Raw genomic sequence first — 20,834 nt, forward strand, 5'->3', positions numbered from 1 at the left:
GTGGACACCGCGCCGCCGCCCGGCGTACGCTCGATCCCGTCGACCAGCGGTTTTGACAAGCCGCGGGCCGTACGCATGTAGCATGACCTGACATTCAAGAAACGCAGCGCACTCCGGGGTCGGTGAAAGTCCGAACCGGCGGTTACAGTCCGCGACCCGTCCGCAGCCAGCGGCCGGTTGACCAGGTGAAATTCCTGGACCGACGGTTAAAGTCCGGATGGGAGGCAGTGCGCGGCGGGTACGCATCGGCACACCGTCGCAGGTGGTTCGCCCTCACCGGGCGACCCTTCCCGCACGGCCCCGCGAGGGCCGTGGTGTCCCCCGATGCGGTGTACCCGCTTCTTTCCGTCGTCCCGTACGACAGCCCCGGAGTCCGTGCCCGAAGAGGCAGGAGGACCCGGTGGCCACCGCGACCGAAGCAGACGCGATGCGACGCGCCATTGCGCTCGCCGCTCGCGCCCTTGGCGCGACGAGCCCCAACCCCGTCGTCGGCTGCGTCGTCATCGACCCGCAGGGCACCGTCCTCGGCGAGGGATGGCACCGCCGCGCCGGCGGTCCGCACGCCGAGGTCGAAGCCCTCGCCGCGGCCTCCGCCGCAGGCCACGACGTGCGCGGCGCCACCGCAGTCGTCACCCTCGAACCCTGCAACCACACCGGACGCACGGGCCCCTGCGCCCAGGCCCTGATCAGCGCCGGCATCGGCCGGGTCGTCTACGCCGTCGCCGACCCCACCGACGCCGCCACCGGCGGAGCGGCCACCCTGGCCGCCGCCGGCGTCGACACCGAGGGCGGCCTCCTCGCCGACGAGGCCGCCGCCGGCAACGCCGCCTGGCTCACCTCCGTGCTCCACGGGCGCCCCTTCGTGCTGTGGAAGTACGCCGCCACGCTCGACGGGCGCAGCGCCGCCGCCGACGGCACCAGCCGCTGGATCACCTCCGCGGACTCCCGCGCCGACGTCCACCGGCTGCGCGCCGAGGCCGACGCCGTCGTGGTGGGCTCGGGCACCCTGCGCGCCGACGACCCCCACCTGGCCGTGCGGGGCCGCGAAGGTGCCGTCCAGCCGCTGCGCGTCGTCATCGACACGCACGCCTCGGTCACCCCCGGCGCCCGCGTCCTGGACGACGCGGCACCCACCCTGATCGCCGTCGGCGAGCACGCCGACACCACCCACCTGCCCGGCGCCGACGTCGTGCGCCTGCCCCGCGCCGGGGCCGGCGGCGACCGCGGCGGTCTCGACGTACACGCCCTGCTCCGCGAGCTCCACGCACGCGGCGTCCGCTCCGTGCTGCTCGAAGGCGGCCCCGCCCTCGCAGGCTCGTTCGTCGCCGCCGGCGCCGTCGACCGCGTCGTCGGCTATCTCGCCCCCGCCCTGCTCGGCGCCGGGCCGGCCGCCCTCGGCGACGCCGGCATCGGCACGATCGCCCACGCCCTGCGCCTCGAGGTGACCGACGTCGCCCGGCTCGGCACCGACCTGCGGATCACCGCAGTCCCCACCGCTTCCGCCACCGCCCCTGAGGAGAACTGACAGTGTTCACCGGAATCGTCGAAGAACTGGGCGAGGTCGTCTCCGTCGAGAACCTCGGCGACAGCTCCCTCTTCCGGCTCCGCGGCCCGATCGTCACCCAGGACGCCAAGCACGGCGACTCCATCGCCGTCAACGGCGTGTGCCTGACCGTCGTGGAGACCGCCGACGGCGAGTTCACCGCGGACGTGATGGCCGAGTCCCTCAAGCGCTCCAGCCTGGGCGCCCTCGTCCCCGGCTCGCGCGTCAACCTCGAACGGCCGATGGCCCTCGGCGGACGCCTCGGCGGCCACCTGGTCCAGGGCCACGTCGACGGCACCGGCACCGTGCTGGAGCGGATCCCCGGCGAGCACTGGGAGATCGTGAAGATCGGCCTGCCGGCCGGGCTGGCCCGCTACGTCGTCGACAAGGGCTCCATCACCGTCGACGGCATCAGCCTGACCGTGGTCGAGGCGGGCGACGAGCACTTCACCGTCAGCCTGATCCCCACCACGCTCGAACTGACCACCCTCGGCATCAAGCAGCCCGGCGACCCGGTCAACCTCGAGGTGGACGTCCTCGCCAAGTACGTCGAGCGGCTGCTCGGCGCGCCCGCCCGCGGCACCGGGGAGAGCGTCGCATGAGCGCCCTCGACTGGCTCAACGGCGAGGCGTTCAGCGCCTTCGGGCAGCACGTCATCTGGTCCGACGCGATCGGCAACACCATCGGCCTCGCCGCGCTCGCCCTCGGCTGGCGGCGCTCCATATGGACCTGGCCCGTCCAGTTCCTCTCCGGCGTCATCCTCGTCGCCGCGTACGCCTCCGCCCACCTCAGCGGCGGCATCGGCAAGCAGCTCCTCGTGATCGGCGTCGCCGTCTGGGGCTGGCGCCAGTGGCACCGCGGCAAGCAGCAGGCCCAGGACGGCTCCATCGCCGTCCGCTTCGCCGGCTGGCGCGAGCGCACGGTGCTGCTGGCCGGCACGGCGCTCGGCACACTGGCCGTCGGCGCCCTGTTCACCGCCGTGCCGCAGCTGTCCTGGAACCCCTGGCCCGACGCCTACATCTTCGTCGGCACGCTCGCCGCGATGGTGGCCCAGGCCCGCGGGCTCGTCGAGTTCTGGGTGGCCTGGCTGCTGGTCGACATCGTGGGCGTCCCGCTCGCGTTCAGCAGCGGCCTCCCCTTCTCCGGCCTCGTCTACGTCATCTACTTCGCCCTGGTCCTGTGGGGCATGCGCGACTGGTGGCTGCGCTCCCGCGAGAGCGTGAAGCCCGCGCTGGAAGGAGCACTTTCGTGAGCGACGCACGCGCGGCCACCGGGCTGCAGCCGACCACGACACCCGCACCGCTGCGCCGCGCGGGCGGAGAAGCGAACAAGGGAGCAGGCGCATGACCATTCTGGAGACCGAGGACTGGCCCCTGACCGGCGAGTTCGCGCTCGACTCCGTCGAGCGTGCCGTCGCCGACATCGCCGCCGGACGGCCCGTCGTCGTCGTGGACGACGAGAACCGCGAGAACGAGGGCGACCTCGTCGTGGCCGCGGAGAAGGTCACCACCGAGATCGTCGCCTTCATGATGAGCGAGTGCCGCGGGCTGATCTGCGTGCCGCTGGAGGAGGACGACGTCGAGCGGCTCGACCTGCCGCAGATGGTCGCCGACAACACCGAGTCCATGCGCACGGCCTTCACCGTCTCCGTCGACGCCTCCCGCGCGCACGGCACCGACACGGGCATCTCCGCCGCGGACCGGGCCACCACCATCCGCCTGCTCGCCGACCCGGCCGCCGTCCCCGGCGACTTCGTCCGGCCCGGCCACGTCTTCCCGCTGCGCGCCAAGCCCGGCGGCGTCCTGGTCCGCAACGGCCACACCGAGGCCGGCGTCGACCTCGCCCGGCTCGCCGGCCTGCGGCCCGCCGCCGCGATCGTGGAGATCGCCGGCGAGGACGGCGCGATGCTGCGCCTGCCCGAGCTGATCCCCTTCGCCCGCAAGCACGGCCTCGCGATCATCTCCATCGAGGACCTGATCGCCCACCGCCGGGCGGCGGAGGCGACCGTGCACCGCGAGGCCGAGACCCGGCTGCCCACCGCCTTCGGCGACTTCCGCGCCTACGGCTACCGCTCCGCGGCCGACGGCATCGAGCACATCGCGCTCGTCGCCGGCGACCTCGGCGACGGCGAGGACGTGCTGGTGCGCGTCCACTCCGAGTGCCTGACCGGGGACGTCTTCGCGTCGCTGCGCTGCGACTGCGGCCCCCAGCTGCACGCCTCCCTGGAGCGGATCGCCGGCGAGGGCCGCGGCGTCGTCCTCTACCTGCGCGGCCACGAGGGCCGCGGCATCGGGCTGCTGCCCAAGCTGCGCGCCTACGAGCTCCAGGAGGACGGCCGCGACACCCTCGACGCCAACCTCGAACTGGGCCTGCCCGCCGACGCGCGCGACTACGCTGCCGGCGCACGCATCCTCACCGACCTCGGCGTGCGCTCGCTGCGCCTGCTGACCAACAACCCCGACAAGACCGCCGCCCTCGTGCGCCACGGCCTGCGCGTCACCGGCCGCGAGCCCATGCCCGTCCAGGCCGGCGAGCACAACCTGCACTACCTGCGGACCAAGCGGGACCGCATGGGCCACGACCTGCCCTGGCTGGACGCCGACCGCGTGGCCGCCTGCGGCAACCAGTGATCATCACCTCACCGACCGAGCACCACTCCCACTGAGCACGACACCGACCGAAAAGAGAACGACGTGAGCGGCAAGGGCGCCCCCGAGCTGAGTGTGAAGAACTGCCAGGACCTGCGGGTGGCCGTGATCGCCGCGCAGTGGCACGAGAAGGTCATGGACGGCCTGGTCGACGGCGCCCTGCGCGCGCTGCACGAACTCGGCATCGACGAGCCCACCGTGCTGCGCGTGCCCGGCAGCTGGGAGCTGCCCGTCGCCGCCAAGGTCCTCGCCGGCCGCGGCTACGACGCGATCGTCGCCCTCGGCGTCGTCATCCGCGGCGGCACCCCGCACTTCGACTACGTGTGCCAGGGCGTCACCCAGGGCCTCACCCAGGTGTCCGTGGACACCGGCGTCCCCGTCGGCTTCGGCGTCCTCACGTGTGACGACGACGCGCAGGCCCTGGACCGGGCCGGCCTCGAGGGCTCGAACGAGGACAAGGGCCACGAGGCCGTCACCGCCGCCGTCGCCACGGCGGTACTTCTGCGCTCGGTGTCCGAGCCCTGGCACTGACAGCGGGGGCGGACCCCGTAGGGTAGGACGCACCATGTCCAAGAAGACGTTCGAGGAGCTGTTCGCAGAGCTCCAGCAGAAGGCCGACGGCGACCCCGCCACCTCCCGCACCGCCGAGCTGGTGGGCAAGGGCGTCCATGCCATCGGCAAGAAGGTGGTCGAGGAGGCCGCCGAGGTGTGGATGGCCGCCGAGTACGAGGGCGCCGACGCCACCGCCGAGGAGATCTCCCAGCTGCTGTACCACGTTCAGGTGATGATGGTCGCCCGCGGGATCTCCCTGGACGACGTCTACTCCCACCTCTGACCCCGCCGGCACCGGCCCCCGGTGCCACCGCAGTTCCTGCCCACATTCCGCACATCCCCACGCACGAAGGAAACCGACCTCATGCTGCGCATCGCCGTTCCCAACAAGGGTTCTCTCTCCGAGCCTGCGTCGGCGATGCTCCATGAGGCCGGCTACCGCCAGCGCAAGGACCGCAGGGAGCTCGTCCTCGTCGACTCGGCCAACGACGTCGAGTTCTTCTTCCTGCGCCCGCGCGACATCGCGGTCTACGTGGGCTCCGGCAAGCTCGACATCGGCATCACCGGCCGCGACCTGCTGCTGGACTCCGGCTCGCAGGCCGAGGAGATCATGCAGCTCGGCTTCGCCGGGTCCACGTTCCGCTACGCCACCCGGCCGGGCACGGCCAAGGACGTCAGCGAGTTCGGCGGCATGACCGTCGCCACGTCCTTCTCCGGCCTGGTCACCAAGCACCTCGCCGACAACGGCGTGGACGCCGCCGTCGTCCACCTCGACGGCGCGGTCGAGACCGCCATCCAGCTCGGCGTCGCCGAGATCATCGCGGACGTGGTGGAGACCGGCACCACCCTGCGCAACGCCGGCCTGGAGATCATCGGCGAGCCGATCCTGAAGTCCGAGGCCGTCGTCATCCGCCGCTCCGGCGCACCGGCCGACGACCCCAAGGTGCAGCAGTTCCTCCGCCGCATGCAGGGCGTCCTGGTCGCCCGCCGGTACGTGATGATGGACTACGACATCCGGGTGGAGCACGTCGAGCGCGCCGTCGCCCTCACCCCCGGCCTGGAGTCGCCGACCGTCTCCCCGCTGCACCACGAGGGCTGGGTCGCGGTCCGCTCGATGGTCCCCTCCAGCGATGCCCAGAGCATCATGGACGAGCTGTACGAGCTGGGCGCCCGCGCCATCCTCACCACCAACATCCACGCCTGCCGCCTCTGACCGGCCCGGCCCCCTCCCCACCCAGCGAGAGCACCAGCGACGTGTCCACGCCCGCATCCCCGTCCGGCCTGCCCGGGCTCCCGGTCACCTTCCGCCCGACCCGCACCCGGATCGTGCTGATGAGCCTGGGCACGGCCCTGCTCGCCGTCCTCACGGCGGTGTCCTTCCTGCTCGACACGGCCACGGCCGGGGACCGGGCCTCCTTCATCGGCACCGGCCTGCTCGTCTTCGCCTTCCTCGGGCTGCTCAGCCGCCCCAAGGTGGTCGCCACCCACGACGGTGTCACCGTGGTCAACCTGACCACGAAGCGGCAGCTGGCGTGGGCCCAGATCGTCCGGGTCACCCTGCGCCCGGGTGACGCCTGGGTCCATCTGGACCTGGCCGACGGCACGAGCCTGGCGGCCATGGGCATCCAGCCCGGCATCGCCAAGGAGCAGGCCGTCGCCAACGCCCGGGCCCTGCGCGCCCTGGTGGAGGAGCACGGCACGGGGCACTCCGCCACCTGATCCACGTCCGGTTTCCCGAGCGTTCCCCGTGCGGGGCGGCCCGCCTGTGACCGCGGTTCCTTGATTACTCTGGTGCCACGGGCACACACCTGCCCCGCCCCGCACGAGGAAACGGCCGTGGAACAGCGCGGCCCGCGGGGCACCTGCGACCCGAGGAGTGACTCCCTCCGGCAATGGACGGATCGTCCTGTAGTACCCGCGCCGCCGCCCACCCCACGGAGGCGGCGGCATGAGTATCACCGTGTCCCTGCTGCTGCTCGCGGCAGCACTCCTCCTCATCCTGGCGAACGGCTTCTTCGTCGCCGCCGAGTTCGGCCTGGTGACCGTGGAGAAGCCGGAGGCCGAACGGGCCGCGGCCGGCGGTGACCGCCGGGCCCGCACCGTCGTCGCCTCCCTGCGCGAGCTCTCCTTCCAGCTCTCCGGGACCCAACTCGGCATCACCATCACCTCGTTGGTCGTCGGCATGCTGGCCGAGCCCGCCCTGGGCCACCTGCTCACCGGGCCGCTCTCCGCCACCGGCCTGCCCGCCGGAGCCGCGCCCGGTGTGGCCGTCGTCACCGGCATGCTGGTGGCCTCGGCCGTGCAGATGGTCATCGGCGAACTCGTGCCCAAGAACTGGGCGGTCTCCCGGCCCCTTCAGGTCGCGCGGTTCGTCGCCGGCCCGCAGCACGCCTTCGCCCACTTCTTCCGGCCCGTGATCACCCTGCTGAACGCGGTCGCCAACCGGCTCGTACGGGCCCTGGGCGTAGAGCCCGCCGAGGAGCTGGCCTCCGCCCGCACCCCGGGCGAACTCGTCTCCCTGGCCCGGCACTCGGCCCGCGCCGGCGCCCTGGAGCAGGACACCGCCGACCTCTTCGTGCGCACCCTCTCGCTCGGCGACCTCACCGCCCAGCACGTGATGACGCCCCGCGTGAAGGTCAGCGCCCTGCAGTCCTCGGCGACCGCCGAGGACGTCCTCAACCTCACCCGTGCCACGGGCCTGTCGCGCTTCCCCGTCTACCGGGAGCGTCTGGACGACATCACCGGCATGGTCCACCTCAAGGCCGCCCTGGCCGTCCCCGCGGACGAGCGGCTGCGCACCCCCGTCGGGCGCATCGCCGTCCCCCCGATGCTCGTACCGGGCACGCTGCCCGTGCAGCCACTGCTGGAGCAGCTGCGCAGCGGGCAGCCGATAGCCGTCGTCGTCGACGAGTACGGCGGTACGGCGGGCGTGGTGACCCTGGAGGACATCGTCGAGGAGCTCGTCGGCGAAGTGCGCGACGAGCACGACGCCGAGGACGCCCACCGGCCCGAACTGGCCCCCGTGGCCTGCGAGGACGGCCGCACCGGGTGGGAGGCCGACGGCGGCTGCCGCGTCGACGCCCTGCGCCGCATGGGCCTGGAGCCGCCCGACGGCCCGTACGAGACCGTCGCCGGGCTCGTCGCCGGGCTGCTGGGCCGCATCCCCGCGGCCGGCGACACCGCCGAACTGCCCGGCTGGCGGATCTCGGTGCGCCTGGTCGCCCACCACCGGGCCGAACGGGTCCGGTTCGCCCGCACCGCCACCGGCAGGGGGGAGGCGCGATGAGCGTGCTGCAACTCCTCTTCGCCGGGCTGCTGGTGCTCGCCAACGGCTTCTTCGTGGGCGCCGAGTTCGCGCTCGTGTCCGTGCGCCGCAGCCAGATCGAGCCGAAGGCCGCGGAGGGGTCGGCACGGGCCCGTACGGTCCTGACCGGCCTGGAGAGCCTGCCGCAGATGATGGCCGCCGCCCAGTTCGGCATCACCGTCTGCTCGCTGACGCTCGGCGCGGTCGCCGAGCCGACGGTGGCCGCGCTCCTGGAGCCCGTCTTCGAGGCGGCCCGGGTGCCCGCCGGGCTGATCCACCCGCTGGGCTACGTCATCGCGCTGGCCGTGGTGGTCTTCCTGCACCTGGTGATCGGCGAGATGGTGCCGAAGAACCTGGCCATGTCGGCGCCCGACCGGGCGGCGCTGTGGCTGGGCCCGGGGCTGGTGGCCTTCGCACGGGTCTGCCGGCCGGTCACCCGCCTGCTGGGCGCGTGCGCCCACGGCGTGCTGCGGCTCTTCCGCGTCGAGCCCAAGGACGAGGTGGAGGCCGTGTTCACCAGCGAGCAGCTCACCCACCTGGTCGAGGACTCCCGCCAGGCCGGGCTGCTGGAACCCGCCGAGCAGGAGCGCCTGGAGGACGCCCTGGGGCTGGGCAGCCGCCCGGTGACCGACGTGCTCCTCGACCCCGCCGCCCTGGTCACGGTCGACCCGTCCGTCACCCCGCGCGGCATCGAGGAACTGACGGTGCGGACCGGCTACTCCCGCTTCCCCGTGTGCGCCCCCGGCGGCGCCGTCATGGGCTACCTCCACGTCAAGGACGTCCTGGACCTGGAGGACCGGGAGCGCGCGGTGCCGCAGCACGTGTGGCGGCGCGTGGAGACCATCCGGGCCGAACTGCCCCTGGACGACGCCCTGACGGTGATGCGCAGGGCCGCGGCCCACCTGGCTGCGGTCACGGACGCATCGGGGCGGGTGCTGGGCCTGGTGGCCCTGGAGGACGTCCTGGAGAAGCTCGTGGGCGAGGTCCGCGACCCCTCCCACCGGGAGGCCCCGGCGGCGGCCGTCCGGGTCGCCGACCCGCGGGTGCCGCGCAAGCCCCGGGAGCGCAGCGGCGTACTGGCGGGATAGGAGCGGCCCGTCGGGGAGGGCGGCCCGTCCGTCCTCCCCGACGGGAACTCCCCCGATTCCCCTGCCGCGAGTGGCCCGCGTGGCTAGGCTGAACGAGCCGCCGCGTCACGGCCGGTGAAGCTCATGGAGCAATCGGGGGAGCCTGCCATGTCCGTACCGCTGGTCCGCGTGGAGACGGTGGAACTGGACGCGCAAGGGTCCCGGCAGATCAGCAACCGGTCCCGCCGCACCGCCTCCCTGGAGGAGCGCTCCGAGGAACTGGAGCAGGCCATCACCTCCGCGTCCTCGATCGCGCAGGACGCCCTCGCCCGCATCCCGGAGCGCGACGGCTGGCGCGTCGGCAGCCTGCAGGTCACCTTCGGGGTGACGCTCGCGGCCGAAGCCGGGGTGATCCTCTCGAAGGCGTCCGCGGAGGCGTCCTTCGAAGTCACGCTGACGGTGGAACGCGCCTGAGGGGCCCGCGGTGCCCGGATCCGGCTACGCGGTCGACCTCTACCAGGCGGACAGGCCCCTGGGCGCGGGGTTCCTGCTCACGCGGTGCTTCGTCCTGACCGCGGACCATTGCCTGCGGTACCTGGCCGGTGACGAGGAGCACGTCAGCGTGCACCTCGGCGACGGCACCGCGGTCGGCGGGCGCGTCTGCCGGCGCATCGAAGAGGCCGACCTCGCCCTGATCGAGGTCCTCGAACCGGAACTGGTGCCGCTGACCCTGCCCGTCGGGGACCTCCCCCGCCGCGGCGACCGCTGGCGCGGCCTGCACCGGCCGACCCTCGGCGATCCCCACCTGGGCGGCCACGTCGACGCGGACGCCGTCGACTACACGTGCGTGGGCGGAGGGCGCATCCAGGCCATGCAACTCGTGGCGGAACAGGCCCTGGGCGACTACTCGGGCTACTCCGGCGGGCCCGTCGAGCGCGTGACGACGGCGGAGCGGGGGGCGGCCCTGCTGGGCGTCCTGATCGAGCAGTATCCGGACCGGCAGGCACCCGACCGTGCGGCGAACGTGCTGTTCGCCGTGCCGCTCCGGGAGGTGATGAGCCGCTTCCCCCACTTCCGGACGGACCACCTGCTGCGGGTGCTGGAGCCGCCCGCGAGCGTGGCGGAACCGGTGGAGCGGCACGAGGAACAGTCCGCTACAAGAGGGGCCGTGGTTCCTCCGCCGGTCGCGGTGCCGGTCCCGGTGAACGGCCCTCCCGGAGCGGAGCCCGCTCCCGTCTCCGTCGACATGGCGGTCGCCAAGGGCGAGGCGCTGCTGAGCGCGCTCAAGGAGTGGTCGGAACGGGGCCTCATCGACCCGGGGCAGGTGGCCGGGCTGCAGGTGCACATCGCCAAGAACGTCGTCGACCTGGCGCTGGGGGGTGAGGCGTCGTGACGGATGAACTGCGGGAAGCCATCGGGCGGGCGGAGGAGGCGGTGACCGGTGGGGGCGCGGCAGGGGCGGCGCTCACCGTGACCGCCGGGGCCGTGCGCCGCGCCGTTGCGGCGGGGCGCCCCGGCGCCGTCGAGGACGTCTGCTACCTGGCGACGCTCCTGCATGCGCTGGGCCGGTGCAAGACGGCTCTGGTGATCCTGCGCTCCGGGTCCCTCGCCGTGCCGGACTCCCCCGCCCTCGACAGCTCCGCCAAAGCCGCGGCGCTGAACAAGCTGGCGGCGAGGATGGTCGACCTCGGAGAGCTGGAAGAGGCACGCCGCACGCTGGAAGCCGCGCGGGAGCACGACGACGCCGAACAGCACGTACGGGCCGAGACGTTCGCCAACCTGGCCGCCGTCCACGCGCGCGCCGGCAACTTCGAGAAGGCCGAGCTCGTGGTGGGGCTCGCGCGCCTCGCGCTCGACGGGGGCGAGGAGCGTCAAGTGCGCCTCCTTCTCTCCTCGGTCGACCTGGCCCTCGCGCGCTGGAGCAACGACCCCGTACAGCTCAGCGAGGTGGCCGCCGACGTGCGCGAAGCCGACCGGCGGGCGCCGGCCGCGCCGGAGCCGCAGCAGTCCGCGGACATCTCGGCGCTCGCCTTCCGGGCGGCGGTGGAGTTCGAATGGGCGCGGTCGCTGCGCGCCCACGAGCGCATGGTGCAGGTCACCGACGTACTGGCCACCGTCGCGGCCCGGGCGGCCGCCGAGCTGGGCGCCCGTCACCCGCAGACCGTGACCGCCGTGGCCGACCTGGCCTGCGCGGAGTACGAGACCGTGCGGCGGACGGAGGATCTGCCGCGGCTGCAGCGCGCCGTACGGGCGCTGGAGGAGGCGGCGGAACAGGCCTCGGACTGCTTCGGCGACCGTCACCCCCTCACCATCACCGCGCTGACGAACCACGCGTGCGCCGAACTCGACCTCGCGCGGGCCATGGAGTCGCCCGGTCGCATGGAGTACGCCGAGGAGGCCCTCGACGAGGCCGACCGCATCGCCACGGCCGGCTTCGGGGCGGAGCACCCCATGGCGCTGCTGCTGAAGGGGACCCTGAAGGCGTGCCGCCGGATGCAGGGCATGGACGGGATGACGATCGGCTACGGAAGCCGGCTCACGCTGGTGCGCACGGCCGTCGGCGACGAGTGGCATCCCCGTGAGGAGCTCGTGTCGCCGGACGTCGCCTCCCGGGTGCTGAAGTCCGGCCCGCTGCCGCATCCCGCCTCCGCCTCGCTGGAGTTACTCGGTCTCCTGCAGGAGAGTCACGAACTCGCGCTCTCCCACAGCCGGCAGGGGAACTGGAGCCAGGCGCTCGGCGCCCACCGGCGGGTTGCGGCGACCCGCGAGCGGCTGCTGGGGCAGGAGCACCCCGAAACCCTGGCGAGTCAGTACGAGGTCGCCTTGGCCCTGTCCAGGCTGGGCCGGCACGCCGATGCGCTGGGGTTCTTCGGGCAGCTCGCCGGTGCCCGCGCCCGGGTGCTCGGCCCCGAGCACCCGGACACGCTCGCGGCACGCCAGGAGATGGCGTACGTCCTGGGCCGGCTGGGGCGGCACTTCGAGGCCTTCCAGATGTATTCCGAGGTCCTGGGCGCCCGGGAACGCACGATGGGCCCGGAGCACCCGGGCACGCTGCTCTGCCGGCACAATCTCGCGTTCAGCCTCGGGCGGCTGGGGCGCTGGGAGGAGGCGTACCCCATGCTGTGCGAGGTGGCGGCCGACCGGGCCCCCGCGCTGGGCGCCGAGCACCCCGACACCCTGACCACGCAGTACGAGGTCGCCTACGCGCTCGGCCAGCTCGGGCGGTGGGAGCAGGCCCTCACGGCGTACCGCAATGTGGCCGAAGCCCGGAGCCGGGTTCTGGGGCCCGACCACCCCGACACGCTCGCCGCCCGCTACGAGACGGGCATCTGCCTCGGGCGCCTGGGGCACAGCGCGGAGGCCCTTCAGGTGTACGACGCGCTCGTCGCGGACCGTGAGCGCATCGAGGGCCCGGATGCTCCGGAGACCCTGCGGGCCCGGCACGGGCGGGGCGTCAACCTCGGCCGGCTCGGCCGCTGGGAGGAGGCCCTGGCGGAGGCCCGGCTGGTCTGCGAGCTCCGGGAACACGTGCTCGGTCCCGAGCACCCCGATGCGTTCGTCAGCCGCCGCGAAGTGGCCGTCGCCCTGGGGTGGCTGGGCCGCTGGGAGGAAGCGCTCGTGGCGTACCGGCATGTGGCGCGGGACCGGGAGCGCGTGCTCGGGCCCTCGCACAGCGACACCCTCGCGAGCGTCAACGACGAAGCGCACTGCCTCGAACAGCTCGGTCGTACGGCCGAGGCCGTCGTGCTCTACCGCCGCGTGACAGCTGCGCGTGCCGCCGCCCGCCCGCCCGGCGTTGAGGGGGCATGAGACCTCTCACCGCATCCGTTCCGCCCAGGACGCTGGTCGTCACGCTGCTCCTGGCCCTCGCCTCCGTGCTCGTCCTCGCCTCTCCCCCGTCCCGCGCCACACCTCCCTCCCCCGTCTCGGACCTCTACGGCTCGGACGTCAGGCGCCTGCCGACCACCCGTCCCGTCGTCGCGCTGACGTTCAACGCGGCGTGGGACGAGGCCGGGATCGCGGACGTGCTCGGCACGCTCACGCGGCTGGGCGTGCCCGCGGCGTTCTTCCCCACGGGGGACTTCGCCGACCGGCACCCCGGCGCCGTGCGGGCCATGGCGGAGCACGGGTTCGGGCTGGGCAACCACTCGTACAGCCACCCGTATTTCGACCGCATCGGCGCCAGGGAGGCGCAGGAGGAGGTGCTGCGCGCGGACCGGGCGATCCGGCGGGCCGGGAGGGTGGAACCCCTGCCGTTCTTCCGCTTCCCATACAGCGAGGCGCCCGCGGACAAGGTCGCACTGGTCAACTCGCTGGGCTTCGCGGACCTCGAATTCACGGCCGACACGAAGGGTTACCTCGGCGCTTCCCAGGGCATGACCGTCGACCAGGCCGTCGGCCGCGCCCTGGACGCGCTGACGCCGGGGGCCGTGATCCAGATGCACGTCGGCAGCGACGACGGCGGGCCCGTGCTCGACGCCCTGGCGCTGCCGCGGATCGTCGCGGGCGTGCGGGCGCGGGGGTACGGCTTCGCGGACCTGCGCGCATATGCCGGAAGGTCCTGCCGGTTCATCCGTTCCGGTCAACTACCGCGCACGAACCCCTACTCTGCGTATTCACATGTCACTCTGTGTGCATGACGCTGACTTGGGCGAAGCCCGCGGCACCCGCCGGCATCGAGGACGTACTGGCGCAGATGCGGATGCTGGACGGGGCCCTGCCGCCGCGGGACGGGGTGCACGTCTTCAACCGCGTGTACCTGAAGGTCACGGAGCGGGTCGCCGAGCAGGCGGGGGCCGGAGGGTTCACGGACGGGGCCGCGGCCACCGAGCTCGCCGTCCGGTTCGCGGCGCGCTACCTGGCCGCCGTCGACCACACGGCGGCGGGCCGGGAGCCGCCGGCGTGCTGGCGGCCGCTGTTCCAGCTGCGGGGCCATCCGGCCGTCCGGCCCCTGCAGTTCGCGCTGGCGGGGATCAACGCCCACATCGGGCACGACCTCGCGCTGGCCCTCGTCGACACCTGCCGCGCGCTGCGCGGCAGACCCCACCTGATGGAGGCCGACTTCGAGCGGGTGGGCGGGCTGCTGGTCGCCATGGAGGAGCGGATCCGCGAGGAGCTCATGCCCGGGCCGGATCTGCTGGACGTCGCCGATCCGCTGACGCACCTGGTGGGTTCGTGGTCCCTGCAGGCGGCACGGCGCGGTGCGTGGGCGTCCTTCCGCGCGCTGTGGGCGGTGCGCGGCCTGCCCGACGTGGCCGAGGAGCTGACCGGCCGGATCGACTCCAGCGTCGGGCTGGTGGGGCGCTGCCTGCTCACGCCCTTGGGGTGAGGCCCCCCGAGCTGGGGGGCTCGGGGGGCCTCGGTCAGGGAGCCCGGGTCAGTCCTCGGGCAGCTCGACCGGCGCGAGCTCGTCGTAGCGGTCGCCCGGGCCCGGGTTGGACGGGTCGGTCCCTCCGCCGAACTGGTGCATGATGCCCCACACCGCGTTGAGCGCGGTCTGCACGGCGCCCTCCGCCCAGCCGGCGGTCCAGGAGATGTCGTCGCCCGCGAGGAAGAGCCCGCGCTTGTCCTCGGGCAGGCGGTCCTGCATGAAGTGGGTGAACAGGCGCCGCTGGTAGCGGTAGTGGCCCGGCAGGTTCGCCTTGAACGCGCCCATGAAGTAGGGCTCGTTCTCCCAGGAGACGGTGACCGGGTTGCCGATGATGTGCTTCCGGATGTCGACCTTGGGGTAGATCTCGCCGAGCGACTTGAGCATGACCTCCAGGCGCTCGTTCGCCGACAGCGGCAGCCACTTGAGGCTGTCGTCGCACCAGGTGTACGAGAGGCAGATGACGGCCGGCTTGTCGGGCCCGTCGTCCAGCAGGTAGGTACCGCGCGTCATCCGGTCGGTGAGCGTCATCGACATGACGTCCCGCCCGGTCTCCTCGTCCTTGTCCAGCCAGAACGGCCGGTCCACCGGCACGAACAGCTTGGAGGACTCCATGTAGTGGGTGCGCTCCATCGCCGTCCAGTGGTCGATGGGGAACAGCGAGTCGTCGCAGGCGATCTTCGACAGCAGCATCCACGACTGGGCGGTGAAGACCGCCGCCTTGTACGTGCGGATGTCGCCGGAGGCGTCGGTGACGGTGATGCCGTTGCCCGCGGTGCGGTGCAGACGGGTCACGGCCGGACGCGGGTCGCCGCCGTGCAGCGAGGACAGCGAGGTGCCCGGGGCCCAGTGGACGAGCTTCTCCGGCTCGCGCTCCCACAGGCGCATCGGGAGCTGCTGGCTGCCGCCGACGATGCCGCGGTGGTGGTCGTCGGCCTCGGTGTAGACGACCCGCAGGATCTCCAGGATGGAGTTGGGGAAGTCCGTGTCCCAGCCGCCGGTGCCGAAGCCGACCTGGCCGAAGATCTCACGGTGCCGGAAGGACTTGAACGCCTCCGACTCGCACAGGAAGCCGTAGAAGGTCTGGTTGTCGAGCTTCTCGACCAGCTTCGCCCAGATCTCCCGGATGCGCGGCACGTCGCGCTCGCGCAGGGCGCGGTTCATGTCGGAGAAGTCCGCGCCCTCCTCCAGGCAGGCGTTCCACGCCTCGGCGACCTCGCGGTAGACCGGCGGCAGGTCGTCGATGGTGTGCGCGTAGTGCGACTCGCCCTTGAGGTCCACGACGGTCGACGGGGTGTCGGGCGCCAGCGGGTTGGGGAAGGGCTTGGTCTCCAGGCCCACCAGGTCGATGTAGTACTGCAGCGCGGTGGAGCTCGGGGGGAAGCGCATCGCGCCCATCTCGGCGGTCAGCGAGGGGTCGCAGCCCTCGAAGCCGACGGTGCGCAGCCGGCCGCCGATCTTGTCGGCCTCGTAGACGACGGGCTTGAGGCCCATCTTCATCAGCTCGTAGGCGGAGATGATGCCCGACAGGCCGCCGCCGATGACGGCGACCTCGGTGCCGTGCTCGGTCGCCGGTATCTGCCCGAGGCCCGCCGGGTGGGCGAGGAAGTCGTCGTACGGGAAGGGGAAGTCCGGGCCGACCATGGTGATCGGGGGCAGGGCCGGCTCCGACGGCTCGTCGTGGGCGGCGGTGGGCACCATGGACGTCATCGGCTGAACTCTCCTGCGAAAAGTGGGGGTTGCGGCTCTGAGGGGCCCGGAGGCGGTGGGGTCAGACGAGTGAGGCGTACAGCTCCGGACGCCGGTCGCCCAGGTAGGTGTTCTCGGCGCGGGAGGCTTTCAGCAGCGCCGGGTCGACGTCGGCGACGATCAGGTCCTCGCCGCTGCCCGCCCGCGCCCGTACGGTCCCGTCGGGGGCGGCGAGGCAGCTGAGGCCGGCGAAGGTGAAGTCGCCCTCGTCGCCGCAGCGGTTGGCGTAGGCGATGTAGAGCTGGCTCTCCCAGGCGCGGGCCGGGACGATCGTCCGCGGGACGATCTCGTACGGGCGCATCAGCGCGGTGGGCGCGAGCAGCAGCTCGGTGCCGGCCAGTGCGTGGGCCCGCACCGGCTCGGGGAACTCGACGTCGTAGCAGATCAGCAGGCCGAGGCGGAGGCCCGCGAAGTCGGCCTGCACGACGGCCTCGGAGCCGGGCCGGAAGTGGGCCGTCTCGTACGCGCCGAAGAGGTGGGTCTTGCGGTAGTTGGCCAGGCGGGCGCCGTCGGGGCCGATGAGCTGCAGGGCGTTGTAGACCGTTCCGCCGTCGGCGTCGTCGCGCTCGGGGTAGCCGTAGCCGACGGCCAGGCCGTGCTCGGCGGCGATGCGGGCGACCGCGCGGGCGCCGGGGCCGTCGACCGCCTCGGCGCGCTCCCGGACCGCGTCCCCGAGGGCGTAGCCGGTGAGGAACAGCTCGTTGGTGAGCAGGATCCGTGCTCCCGCGGCGGCGGCCCGGCGGGCGGCGCCGTCGAGGGCGGCGAGGCTGTCCGAGGTGGAGGAGGGAACGCCGGCGGGGCCCTGGTACAGCGCGATACGCGGCGGCGTCATGCGGCCTCACTTCACCTGGTCCGGAGGGGGCGTGCGGAGCCCCTGCGGGGGCGTCGCGTTAAGACGCCTTGACGGTACGGTCCGCCGTCCTGACCGGACAAGGCGCGTCCGTTGCGTGGAGGTGGACGATTCGTTGCGCCTTTCTGCCGTTTCGGCGCGATTCGTTGCGCGGGGCCTTGCCGGGGCTCGCGGGGTCACGCCCCGGGGTCGGTCCGGCACTGCCGGACCGGCCCCGGGGGCTCAGCTCTCCGGGTGGGCCGGCGCCACCGCGCGGACCGTGTCGCGGACGATGTCGCGGAGCCAGCGGTGGCCGGTGTCGGCCTCGTGGCGGGGGTGCCAGGCCATGGAGACGGCGAGGGGCGGGAGGTCCAGGGGGATGTCGAAGGTCACGAGGCCGAGCGCGTCCGCGGCCGGGCGGCCGACCCGTTCCGGGACGAGGCCGACGGCGTCGCTGCCGGCGACGACGAAGAGGGCCGAGGCGAGCGTGGGGACGGTGCCGGCGACGCGCCGCCGCAGGCCGTGCGCGGCGAGGGCCTCGTCGACGGGCCCGGAGAGGCGGCCGCGCCGGGAGTCGAGGAGGTGGCTCGCGGCGGCGTAGCGGCGCAGGGTGACGGGCCCGTCGAGGAGGGGGTGGCCGGGCCGGGCGACGCCGACCATGCGGTCCGTCGTGAGGGGTTCGACGCGGATCTCGGGTTCGTTGCGGTCGATGACGCCGATCTCGAGGTCGAGGGGGCCGTCGCGGAGGGAGGGGACGCCGGCGGCGTCCTCGGCGAGGAAGCGGAGGGTGACGCCCGGGGCCTCCCGGGCGGCGCGGCCGAGGAGGGCGGCGCCGAAGGCCAGCACGGCGCTGTCGTGGGCGCTGAGGGTGAAGGCCCGCTCCAGGACGGCCGGGTCGGCGGGCGCGGCGGGGGCGAAGAGGGAGCGGGCGTCGGCGAGGACGCGGCGCACGTCGGCCCGCATGGCAAGGGCGCGCGGGGTGGGGACCATCTGGCGGCCGGCGCGGACGAGCACGGGGTCGCCGAGGGCGCGCCGGATGCGGCCGAGGGTGCGGCTCATGGCGGGGCCGGACAGGCACAGGCGCTCGGCGGCGGCCGTGACGCTCTCCTCGGCGAGGAGGGCGTCGAGGGCGACGAGCAGGTTCAGGTCGATTCTGGCCAGCTGGTCGGTCGGCGAGGCGGGGACGGGCCTCTCAGCCGCTTCTTTGCGCATGGCGCAAGTATGGCGCGCGCACTTTGCACGTGAAAGCAAGTGAGGGTGGTCCTGGCGCCTGGGCACGCCCGTACGGTGGCGGTTGCGACGGGGCTCAGGAGGGGGCACCGGAGCTGAAGCGGCGCAGCAGCGGGGAGAGCACGAGCACGGACTTGGTGCGCTCGACGAAGGGCTCCCCCGCGATGCGCTCCAGCACGCGCTCGAAGTGGCGCATGTCGGAGGCGAAGACCTGCACGAGGGCGTCGGCCTCGCCGGTGACGGTGGAGGCGGACGCCACCTCGGGGTAGCGCGAGAGGCCGCGGTGGATGGCCTCGGGCGAGGTGTTGCGGCGGCAGTAGATCTCGATGAACCCCTCGGTCTCCCAGCCGAGGGCCGCCGGGTCCACACGGACGGTGAATCCGGTGATGGCGCCTTCGGCGCGGAGCCTGTCCACGCGCCGTTTCACGGCGGGTGCCGACAGACCGACCTCTGCGCCGATGTCGGCGTAGGAGCGCCTGGCGTCCTCGGCCAGGGCATGCACGATGCGTTCGTCGAGCTCATTCAATCGCACGGCGGGTGAATCACATTTCTACGGGTGACCAGCTACTGCTACTACCAGCAGTAGATCACGTACCCGGCCGTGATCCCGACACGTGTTCCCGGTCCGCCCGCCGGGTCCGCGGACGGCGGACCCGGCGGGCGGGATCACGGGAGTGACACGGAGAAGATCACTTCTTCTTGCCGCGCGCCTTCTTCCGCGGCTTCGGCCGGCTCTTGCCGGCGGCCTTCGCGGAGGACGTGGCCCCGGACCCGGCCGCGTTGCCGGCGTTCCCGGCCTTCGCCGCCTGCTGGGCCGGAGAGGCGGCCTTCTTGGCCGTCGTGGCCCCGGTCTTCGCCCCGGACTTCGCCGCGGGCTTCGTCGCCGGCTTCGCCCCGGCCTTGGCCACGGACTTCGCCGCGGGCTTCGCACCGGCCTTCGCCTCCGCCTTGGCGGCCACCGGCTCCTTCGTCAGGACGGCCCCGGCCGCCCTGTCGACCGACAGGCGCGACCTGCGCATGCCGTAGGCGAAGTAGATCAGCAGACCGACGAGCATCCAGCCGCCGAAGACCTGCCAGGTGATGGCGTCCAGGCTGAGCATCATGTAGATGCACATGGCGAAGCCCAGCACCGGGAAGAGCAGGCCGAGCGGAATCCTCGCCGAGCCGATCGCGATGCGCACGCCCGAGAGCGGCACCTGGAAGCTGCGGTGCATGTCGGGGCGGGTGAAGCGCAGCACGATGACGGCGACGTTCACCAGGGCGAAGGCGAAGAGCGTGCCGATGCTGGTGGCGTCGGCGAGCTGGCCGAGCGGGACCGCGGCGGCCAGGATGCCGCAGAACAGCGAGACGATCACGGTGTTCGCCATCGGCACGCCCTTGCGGTTGACCTTGGCGAAGGCCTTGGGGACCAGACCGTCGCGGGACATCGCGAAGAGGATGCGGGTCTGGCCGTACAGGACGGTCAGCACGACGCTCGCGATGGCGATGACGGCACCGGCGGCGAGCAGCACGGCCCAGAAGCTCTGGCCGGTGACGTCCTTCATGATCCCGGCGAGCGCGGCCTCGGAGCCCTCGAAGTCGCCCCACGGCATGGCGCCGACCGCGACGGCCGCGACCAGCACGTACAGCACCGTGACGATCAGCAGCGACAGCATGATCGCCTTGGGCAGGTCCTTCTTGGGGTTCTTGGCCTCCTCACCGGCGGTGGAGGCGGCGTCGAAGCCGATGTAGGAGAAGAACAGCGTGGCGCCCGCGGCGCTGACGCCGCCGAGGCCGAGCGGCATGAACGGCGCGTAGTTGCCGGCGCGGATGCCCATGAAGGCGACGGCGCAGAAGAGCAGCAGGGCCACGATCTTCACGCCGACCATGATCGTGTTGGCGCGGGCGCTCTCCTTGGCGCCACCGATCAGGAAGGCCATGCACAGCAGCACGACGAGCAGGGCGGGCAGGTTGAAGATGCCGCCGTCGGCGCCGGGCGGGTTGGCCAGGGCGGCCGGGATGGTGACGCCGATGGTGCCCTCGAGGAGCTCGTTGAGGTACTGGCCCCAGCCGACGGCCACGGCCGCCACGGAGACGCCGTACTCCAGGATCAGGCACCAGCCGCAGACCCAGGCGATGATCTCGCCGAGGGTGGCGTAGGCGTACGAGTACGAGGAGCCGGAGACCGGGATGGTGCCGGCGAGCTCGGCGTAGGACAGGGCCGAGAACAGCGCGGTGATGCCGGCGAGCACGAAGGAGATCACGACGGCCGGGCCGGCGTCGGGCACGGCCTCGCCGAGCACGACGAAGATGCCGGTGCCGAGCGTGGCACCGATGCTGATCATGGTCAGCTGCCACATGCCGAGCGAGCGACGCAGGCTGCCGCCCTCGCCCTGGCCGCCCTCGGCGACCAGACGCTCGACGGGCTTGCGGCGCATCAGGCGGGCGCCGAAGCCGGTGGACTGCAGCGGGGGAAGCTGCTTGCCGCCGGTGGCAGGTGGCGCAGTGCCTTGGTCCAACACGGGGTTGCTCCGTTCATGACTGCCGGTCGGGGGTACCGGTCCG

20 protein-coding genes and 1 riboswitch are annotated in these 20,834 nt (G+C 73.0%); of the genes, 15 read left to right on the forward strand and 5 right to left on the reverse strand.

The annotated features are described in order from the left end of the window. Nucleotides 1-104 precede the first annotated feature (104 nt). A riboswitch (FMN riboswitch) is annotated at nt 105-235 on the forward strand. 165 nt (nt 236-400) lie between these two features. The 15 genes from ribD to AS857_RS36430 all read left to right on the forward strand — a co-directional run bounded on the left by ribD (nt 401) and on the right by AS857_RS36430 (nt 14,443). Further along, nucleotides 401-1,525: a bifunctional diaminohydroxyphosphoribosylaminopyrimidine deaminase/5-amino-6-(5-phosphoribosylamino)uracil reductase RibD gene (ribD, locus tag AS857_RS36360; RefSeq protein WP_245700788.1), complete on the forward strand. Its 1,125-nt coding sequence runs from the start codon at nt 401-403 to the stop codon at nt 1,523-1,525. A gap of 2 nt (nt 1,526-1,527) precedes the next feature. Further along, nucleotides 1,528-2,145 carry a riboflavin synthase gene (locus AS857_RS36365; RefSeq protein ID WP_058047751.1) on the forward strand — a complete coding sequence of 206 codons (618 nt, stop codon included), beginning with the start codon at nt 1,528-1,530 and terminating at the stop codon, nt 2,143-2,145. Continuing rightward, complete coding sequence (locus AS857_RS36370) at nt 2,142-2,795, forward strand: nicotinamide mononucleotide transporter family protein (RefSeq protein WP_058047752.1); 654 nt, start codon at nt 2,142-2,144, stop codon at nt 2,793-2,795. The genes AS857_RS36365 and AS857_RS36370 overlap by 4 nt, the downstream gene beginning before the upstream one ends. A gap of 91 nt (nt 2,796-2,886) precedes the next feature. Then, nucleotides 2,887-4,173, forward strand: a complete 1,287-nt coding sequence (locus AS857_RS36375) for a bifunctional 3,4-dihydroxy-2-butanone-4-phosphate synthase/GTP cyclohydrolase II (protein WP_058047753.1) — start codon at nt 2,887-2,889, stop codon at nt 4,171-4,173. Between the two features lie 63 nt (nt 4,174-4,236). Next, nucleotides 4,237-4,722: a 6,7-dimethyl-8-ribityllumazine synthase gene (gene ribH, locus AS857_RS36380; RefSeq protein WP_058047754.1), complete on the forward strand. Its 486-nt coding sequence runs from the start codon at nt 4,237-4,239 to the stop codon at nt 4,720-4,722. A gap of 34 nt (nt 4,723-4,756) precedes the next feature. After that, on the forward strand, nt 4,757-5,026 hold the full coding sequence (locus AS857_RS36385) for a phosphoribosyl-ATP diphosphatase (protein WP_058047755.1): 270 nt from the start codon (nt 4,757-4,759) through the stop codon (nt 5,024-5,026). An 81-nt stretch (nt 5,027-5,107) separates the two neighbouring features. After that, a complete protein-coding gene (hisG, locus tag AS857_RS36390) occupies nt 5,108-5,956 on the forward strand; it encodes an ATP phosphoribosyltransferase (RefSeq protein WP_058047756.1) in 849 nt (282 codons plus the stop codon). Between the two features lie 41 nt (nt 5,957-5,997). Continuing rightward, entirely contained in the window at nt 5,998-6,462 is a 465-nt protein-coding gene (locus AS857_RS36395; RefSeq protein ID WP_058047757.1) for a PH domain-containing protein, read from the forward strand. Between the two features lie 235 nt (nt 6,463-6,697). Beyond that, nucleotides 6,698-8,029: a hemolysin family protein gene (locus AS857_RS36400; RefSeq protein WP_058047797.1), complete on the forward strand. Its 1,332-nt coding sequence runs from the start codon at nt 6,698-6,700 to the stop codon at nt 8,027-8,029. After that, nucleotides 8,026-9,135, forward strand: coding sequence for a hemolysin family protein (locus AS857_RS36405; RefSeq protein ID WP_058047758.1), 1,110 nt, complete (start codon nt 8,026-8,028; stop codon nt 9,133-9,135). The genes AS857_RS36400 and AS857_RS36405 overlap by 4 nt, the downstream gene beginning before the upstream one ends. Nucleotides 9,136-9,282: 147 nt before the next feature. After that, complete coding sequence (locus tag AS857_RS36410; RefSeq protein ID WP_058047759.1) at nt 9,283-9,588, forward strand: CU044_2847 family protein; 306 nt, start codon at nt 9,283-9,285, stop codon at nt 9,586-9,588. Nucleotides 9,589-9,598: 10 nt separating this feature from the next. Continuing rightward, the gene (locus AS857_RS36415; RefSeq protein ID WP_058047760.1) at nt 9,599-10,507 is read left to right on the forward strand and encodes a trypsin-like peptidase domain-containing protein; all 909 of its coding nucleotides are present in this window, start codon (nt 9,599-9,601) and stop codon (nt 10,505-10,507) included. Next, nucleotides 10,504-12,924 carry a tetratricopeptide repeat protein gene (locus AS857_RS38395; protein ID WP_245700789.1) on the forward strand — a complete coding sequence of 807 codons (2,421 nt, stop codon included), beginning with the start codon at nt 10,504-10,506 and terminating at the stop codon, nt 12,922-12,924. The genes AS857_RS36415 and AS857_RS38395 overlap by 4 nt, the downstream gene beginning before the upstream one ends. After that, entirely contained in the window at nt 12,921-13,754 is an 834-nt protein-coding gene (locus AS857_RS36425; RefSeq protein WP_063804451.1) for a polysaccharide deacetylase family protein, read from the forward strand. Before AS857_RS38395 ends, AS857_RS36425 begins: the two co-directional genes overlap by 4 nt. Beyond that, entirely contained in the window at nt 13,751-14,443 is a 693-nt protein-coding gene (locus AS857_RS36430; RefSeq protein WP_058047798.1) for a DUF5995 family protein, read from the forward strand. The genes AS857_RS36425 and AS857_RS36430 overlap by 4 nt, the downstream gene beginning before the upstream one ends. A gap of 48 nt (nt 14,444-14,491) precedes the next feature. Here AS857_RS36430 and AS857_RS36435 read toward each other — a convergent pair whose 3' ends face one another. The 5 genes from AS857_RS36435 to AS857_RS36455 form a co-directional block, all read right to left on the reverse strand. Continuing rightward, nucleotides 14,492-16,192 carry a flavin monoamine oxidase family protein gene (locus AS857_RS36435; RefSeq protein ID WP_058047761.1) on the reverse strand — a complete coding sequence of 567 codons (1,701 nt, stop codon included), beginning with the start codon at nt 16,190-16,192 and terminating at the stop codon, nt 14,492-14,494. A gap of 61 nt (nt 16,193-16,253) precedes the next feature. Then, nucleotides 16,254-17,063 carry a carbon-nitrogen hydrolase family protein gene (locus tag AS857_RS36440; protein WP_058047762.1) on the reverse strand — a complete coding sequence of 270 codons (810 nt, stop codon included), beginning with the start codon at nt 17,061-17,063 and terminating at the stop codon, nt 16,254-16,256. A gap of 240 nt (nt 17,064-17,303) precedes the next feature. Continuing rightward, a complete protein-coding gene (locus tag AS857_RS36445; protein ID WP_058047763.1) occupies nt 17,304-18,272 on the reverse strand; it encodes a LysR family transcriptional regulator in 969 nt (322 codons plus the stop codon). A 94-nt stretch (nt 18,273-18,366) separates the two neighbouring features. After that, entirely contained in the window at nt 18,367-18,822 is a 456-nt protein-coding gene (locus tag AS857_RS36450; RefSeq protein ID WP_030365350.1) for an Lrp/AsnC family transcriptional regulator, read from the reverse strand. A gap of 157 nt (nt 18,823-18,979) precedes the next feature. Further along, complete coding sequence (locus AS857_RS36455) at nt 18,980-20,791, reverse strand: amino acid permease (RefSeq protein WP_245700790.1); 1,812 nt, start codon at nt 20,789-20,791, stop codon at nt 18,980-18,982. Nucleotides 20,792-20,834: the final 43 nt, after the last annotated feature.

Origin of the sequence: Streptomyces roseifaciens (genome assembly GCF_001445655.1) — a bacterium.
In the GTDB taxonomy this organism is placed as follows: domain Bacteria; phylum Actinomycetota; class Actinomycetes; order Streptomycetales; family Streptomycetaceae; genus Streptomyces; species Streptomyces aureoversilis.

Excerpts from the sequence above, each read along its gene's own strand:
- AS857_RS36370 (WP_058047752.1), top strand. The coding sequence starts at position 2,142 with ATGAGCGCCCTCGACTGGCTCAACGGCGAGGCGTTCAGCGCCTTCGGG.
- AS857_RS36375 (WP_058047753.1), top strand. The coding sequence starts at position 2,887 with ATGACCATTCTGGAGACCGAGGACTGGCCCCTGACCGGCGAGTTCGCG.
- AS857_RS36385 (WP_058047755.1), top strand. The coding sequence starts at position 4,757 with ATGTCCAAGAAGACGTTCGAGGAGCTGTTCGCAGAGCTCCAGCAGAAG.
- hisG (WP_058047756.1), top strand. The coding sequence starts at position 5,108 with ATGCTGCGCATCGCCGTTCCCAACAAGGGTTCTCTCTCCGAGCCTGCG.
- AS857_RS36405 (WP_058047758.1), top strand. The coding sequence starts at position 8,026 with ATGAGCGTGCTGCAACTCCTCTTCGCCGGGCTGCTGGTGCTCGCCAAC.
- AS857_RS36410 (WP_058047759.1), top strand. The coding sequence starts at position 9,283 with ATGTCCGTACCGCTGGTCCGCGTGGAGACGGTGGAACTGGACGCGCAA.
- AS857_RS36425 (WP_063804451.1), top strand. The coding sequence starts at position 12,921 with ATGAGACCTCTCACCGCATCCGTTCCGCCCAGGACGCTGGTCGTCACG.
- AS857_RS36430 (WP_058047798.1), top strand. The coding sequence starts at position 13,751 with ATGACGCTGACTTGGGCGAAGCCCGCGGCACCCGCCGGCATCGAGGAC.
- AS857_RS36435 (WP_058047761.1), bottom strand. The coding sequence starts at position 16,192 with ATGACGTCCATGGTGCCCACCGCCGCCCACGACGAGCCGTCGGAGCCG.
- AS857_RS36440 (WP_058047762.1), bottom strand. The coding sequence starts at position 17,063 with ATGACGCCGCCGCGTATCGCGCTGTACCAGGGCCCCGCCGGCGTTCCC.
- AS857_RS36445 (WP_058047763.1), bottom strand. The coding sequence starts at position 18,272 with ATGCGCAAAGAAGCGGCTGAGAGGCCCGTCCCCGCCTCGCCGACCGAC.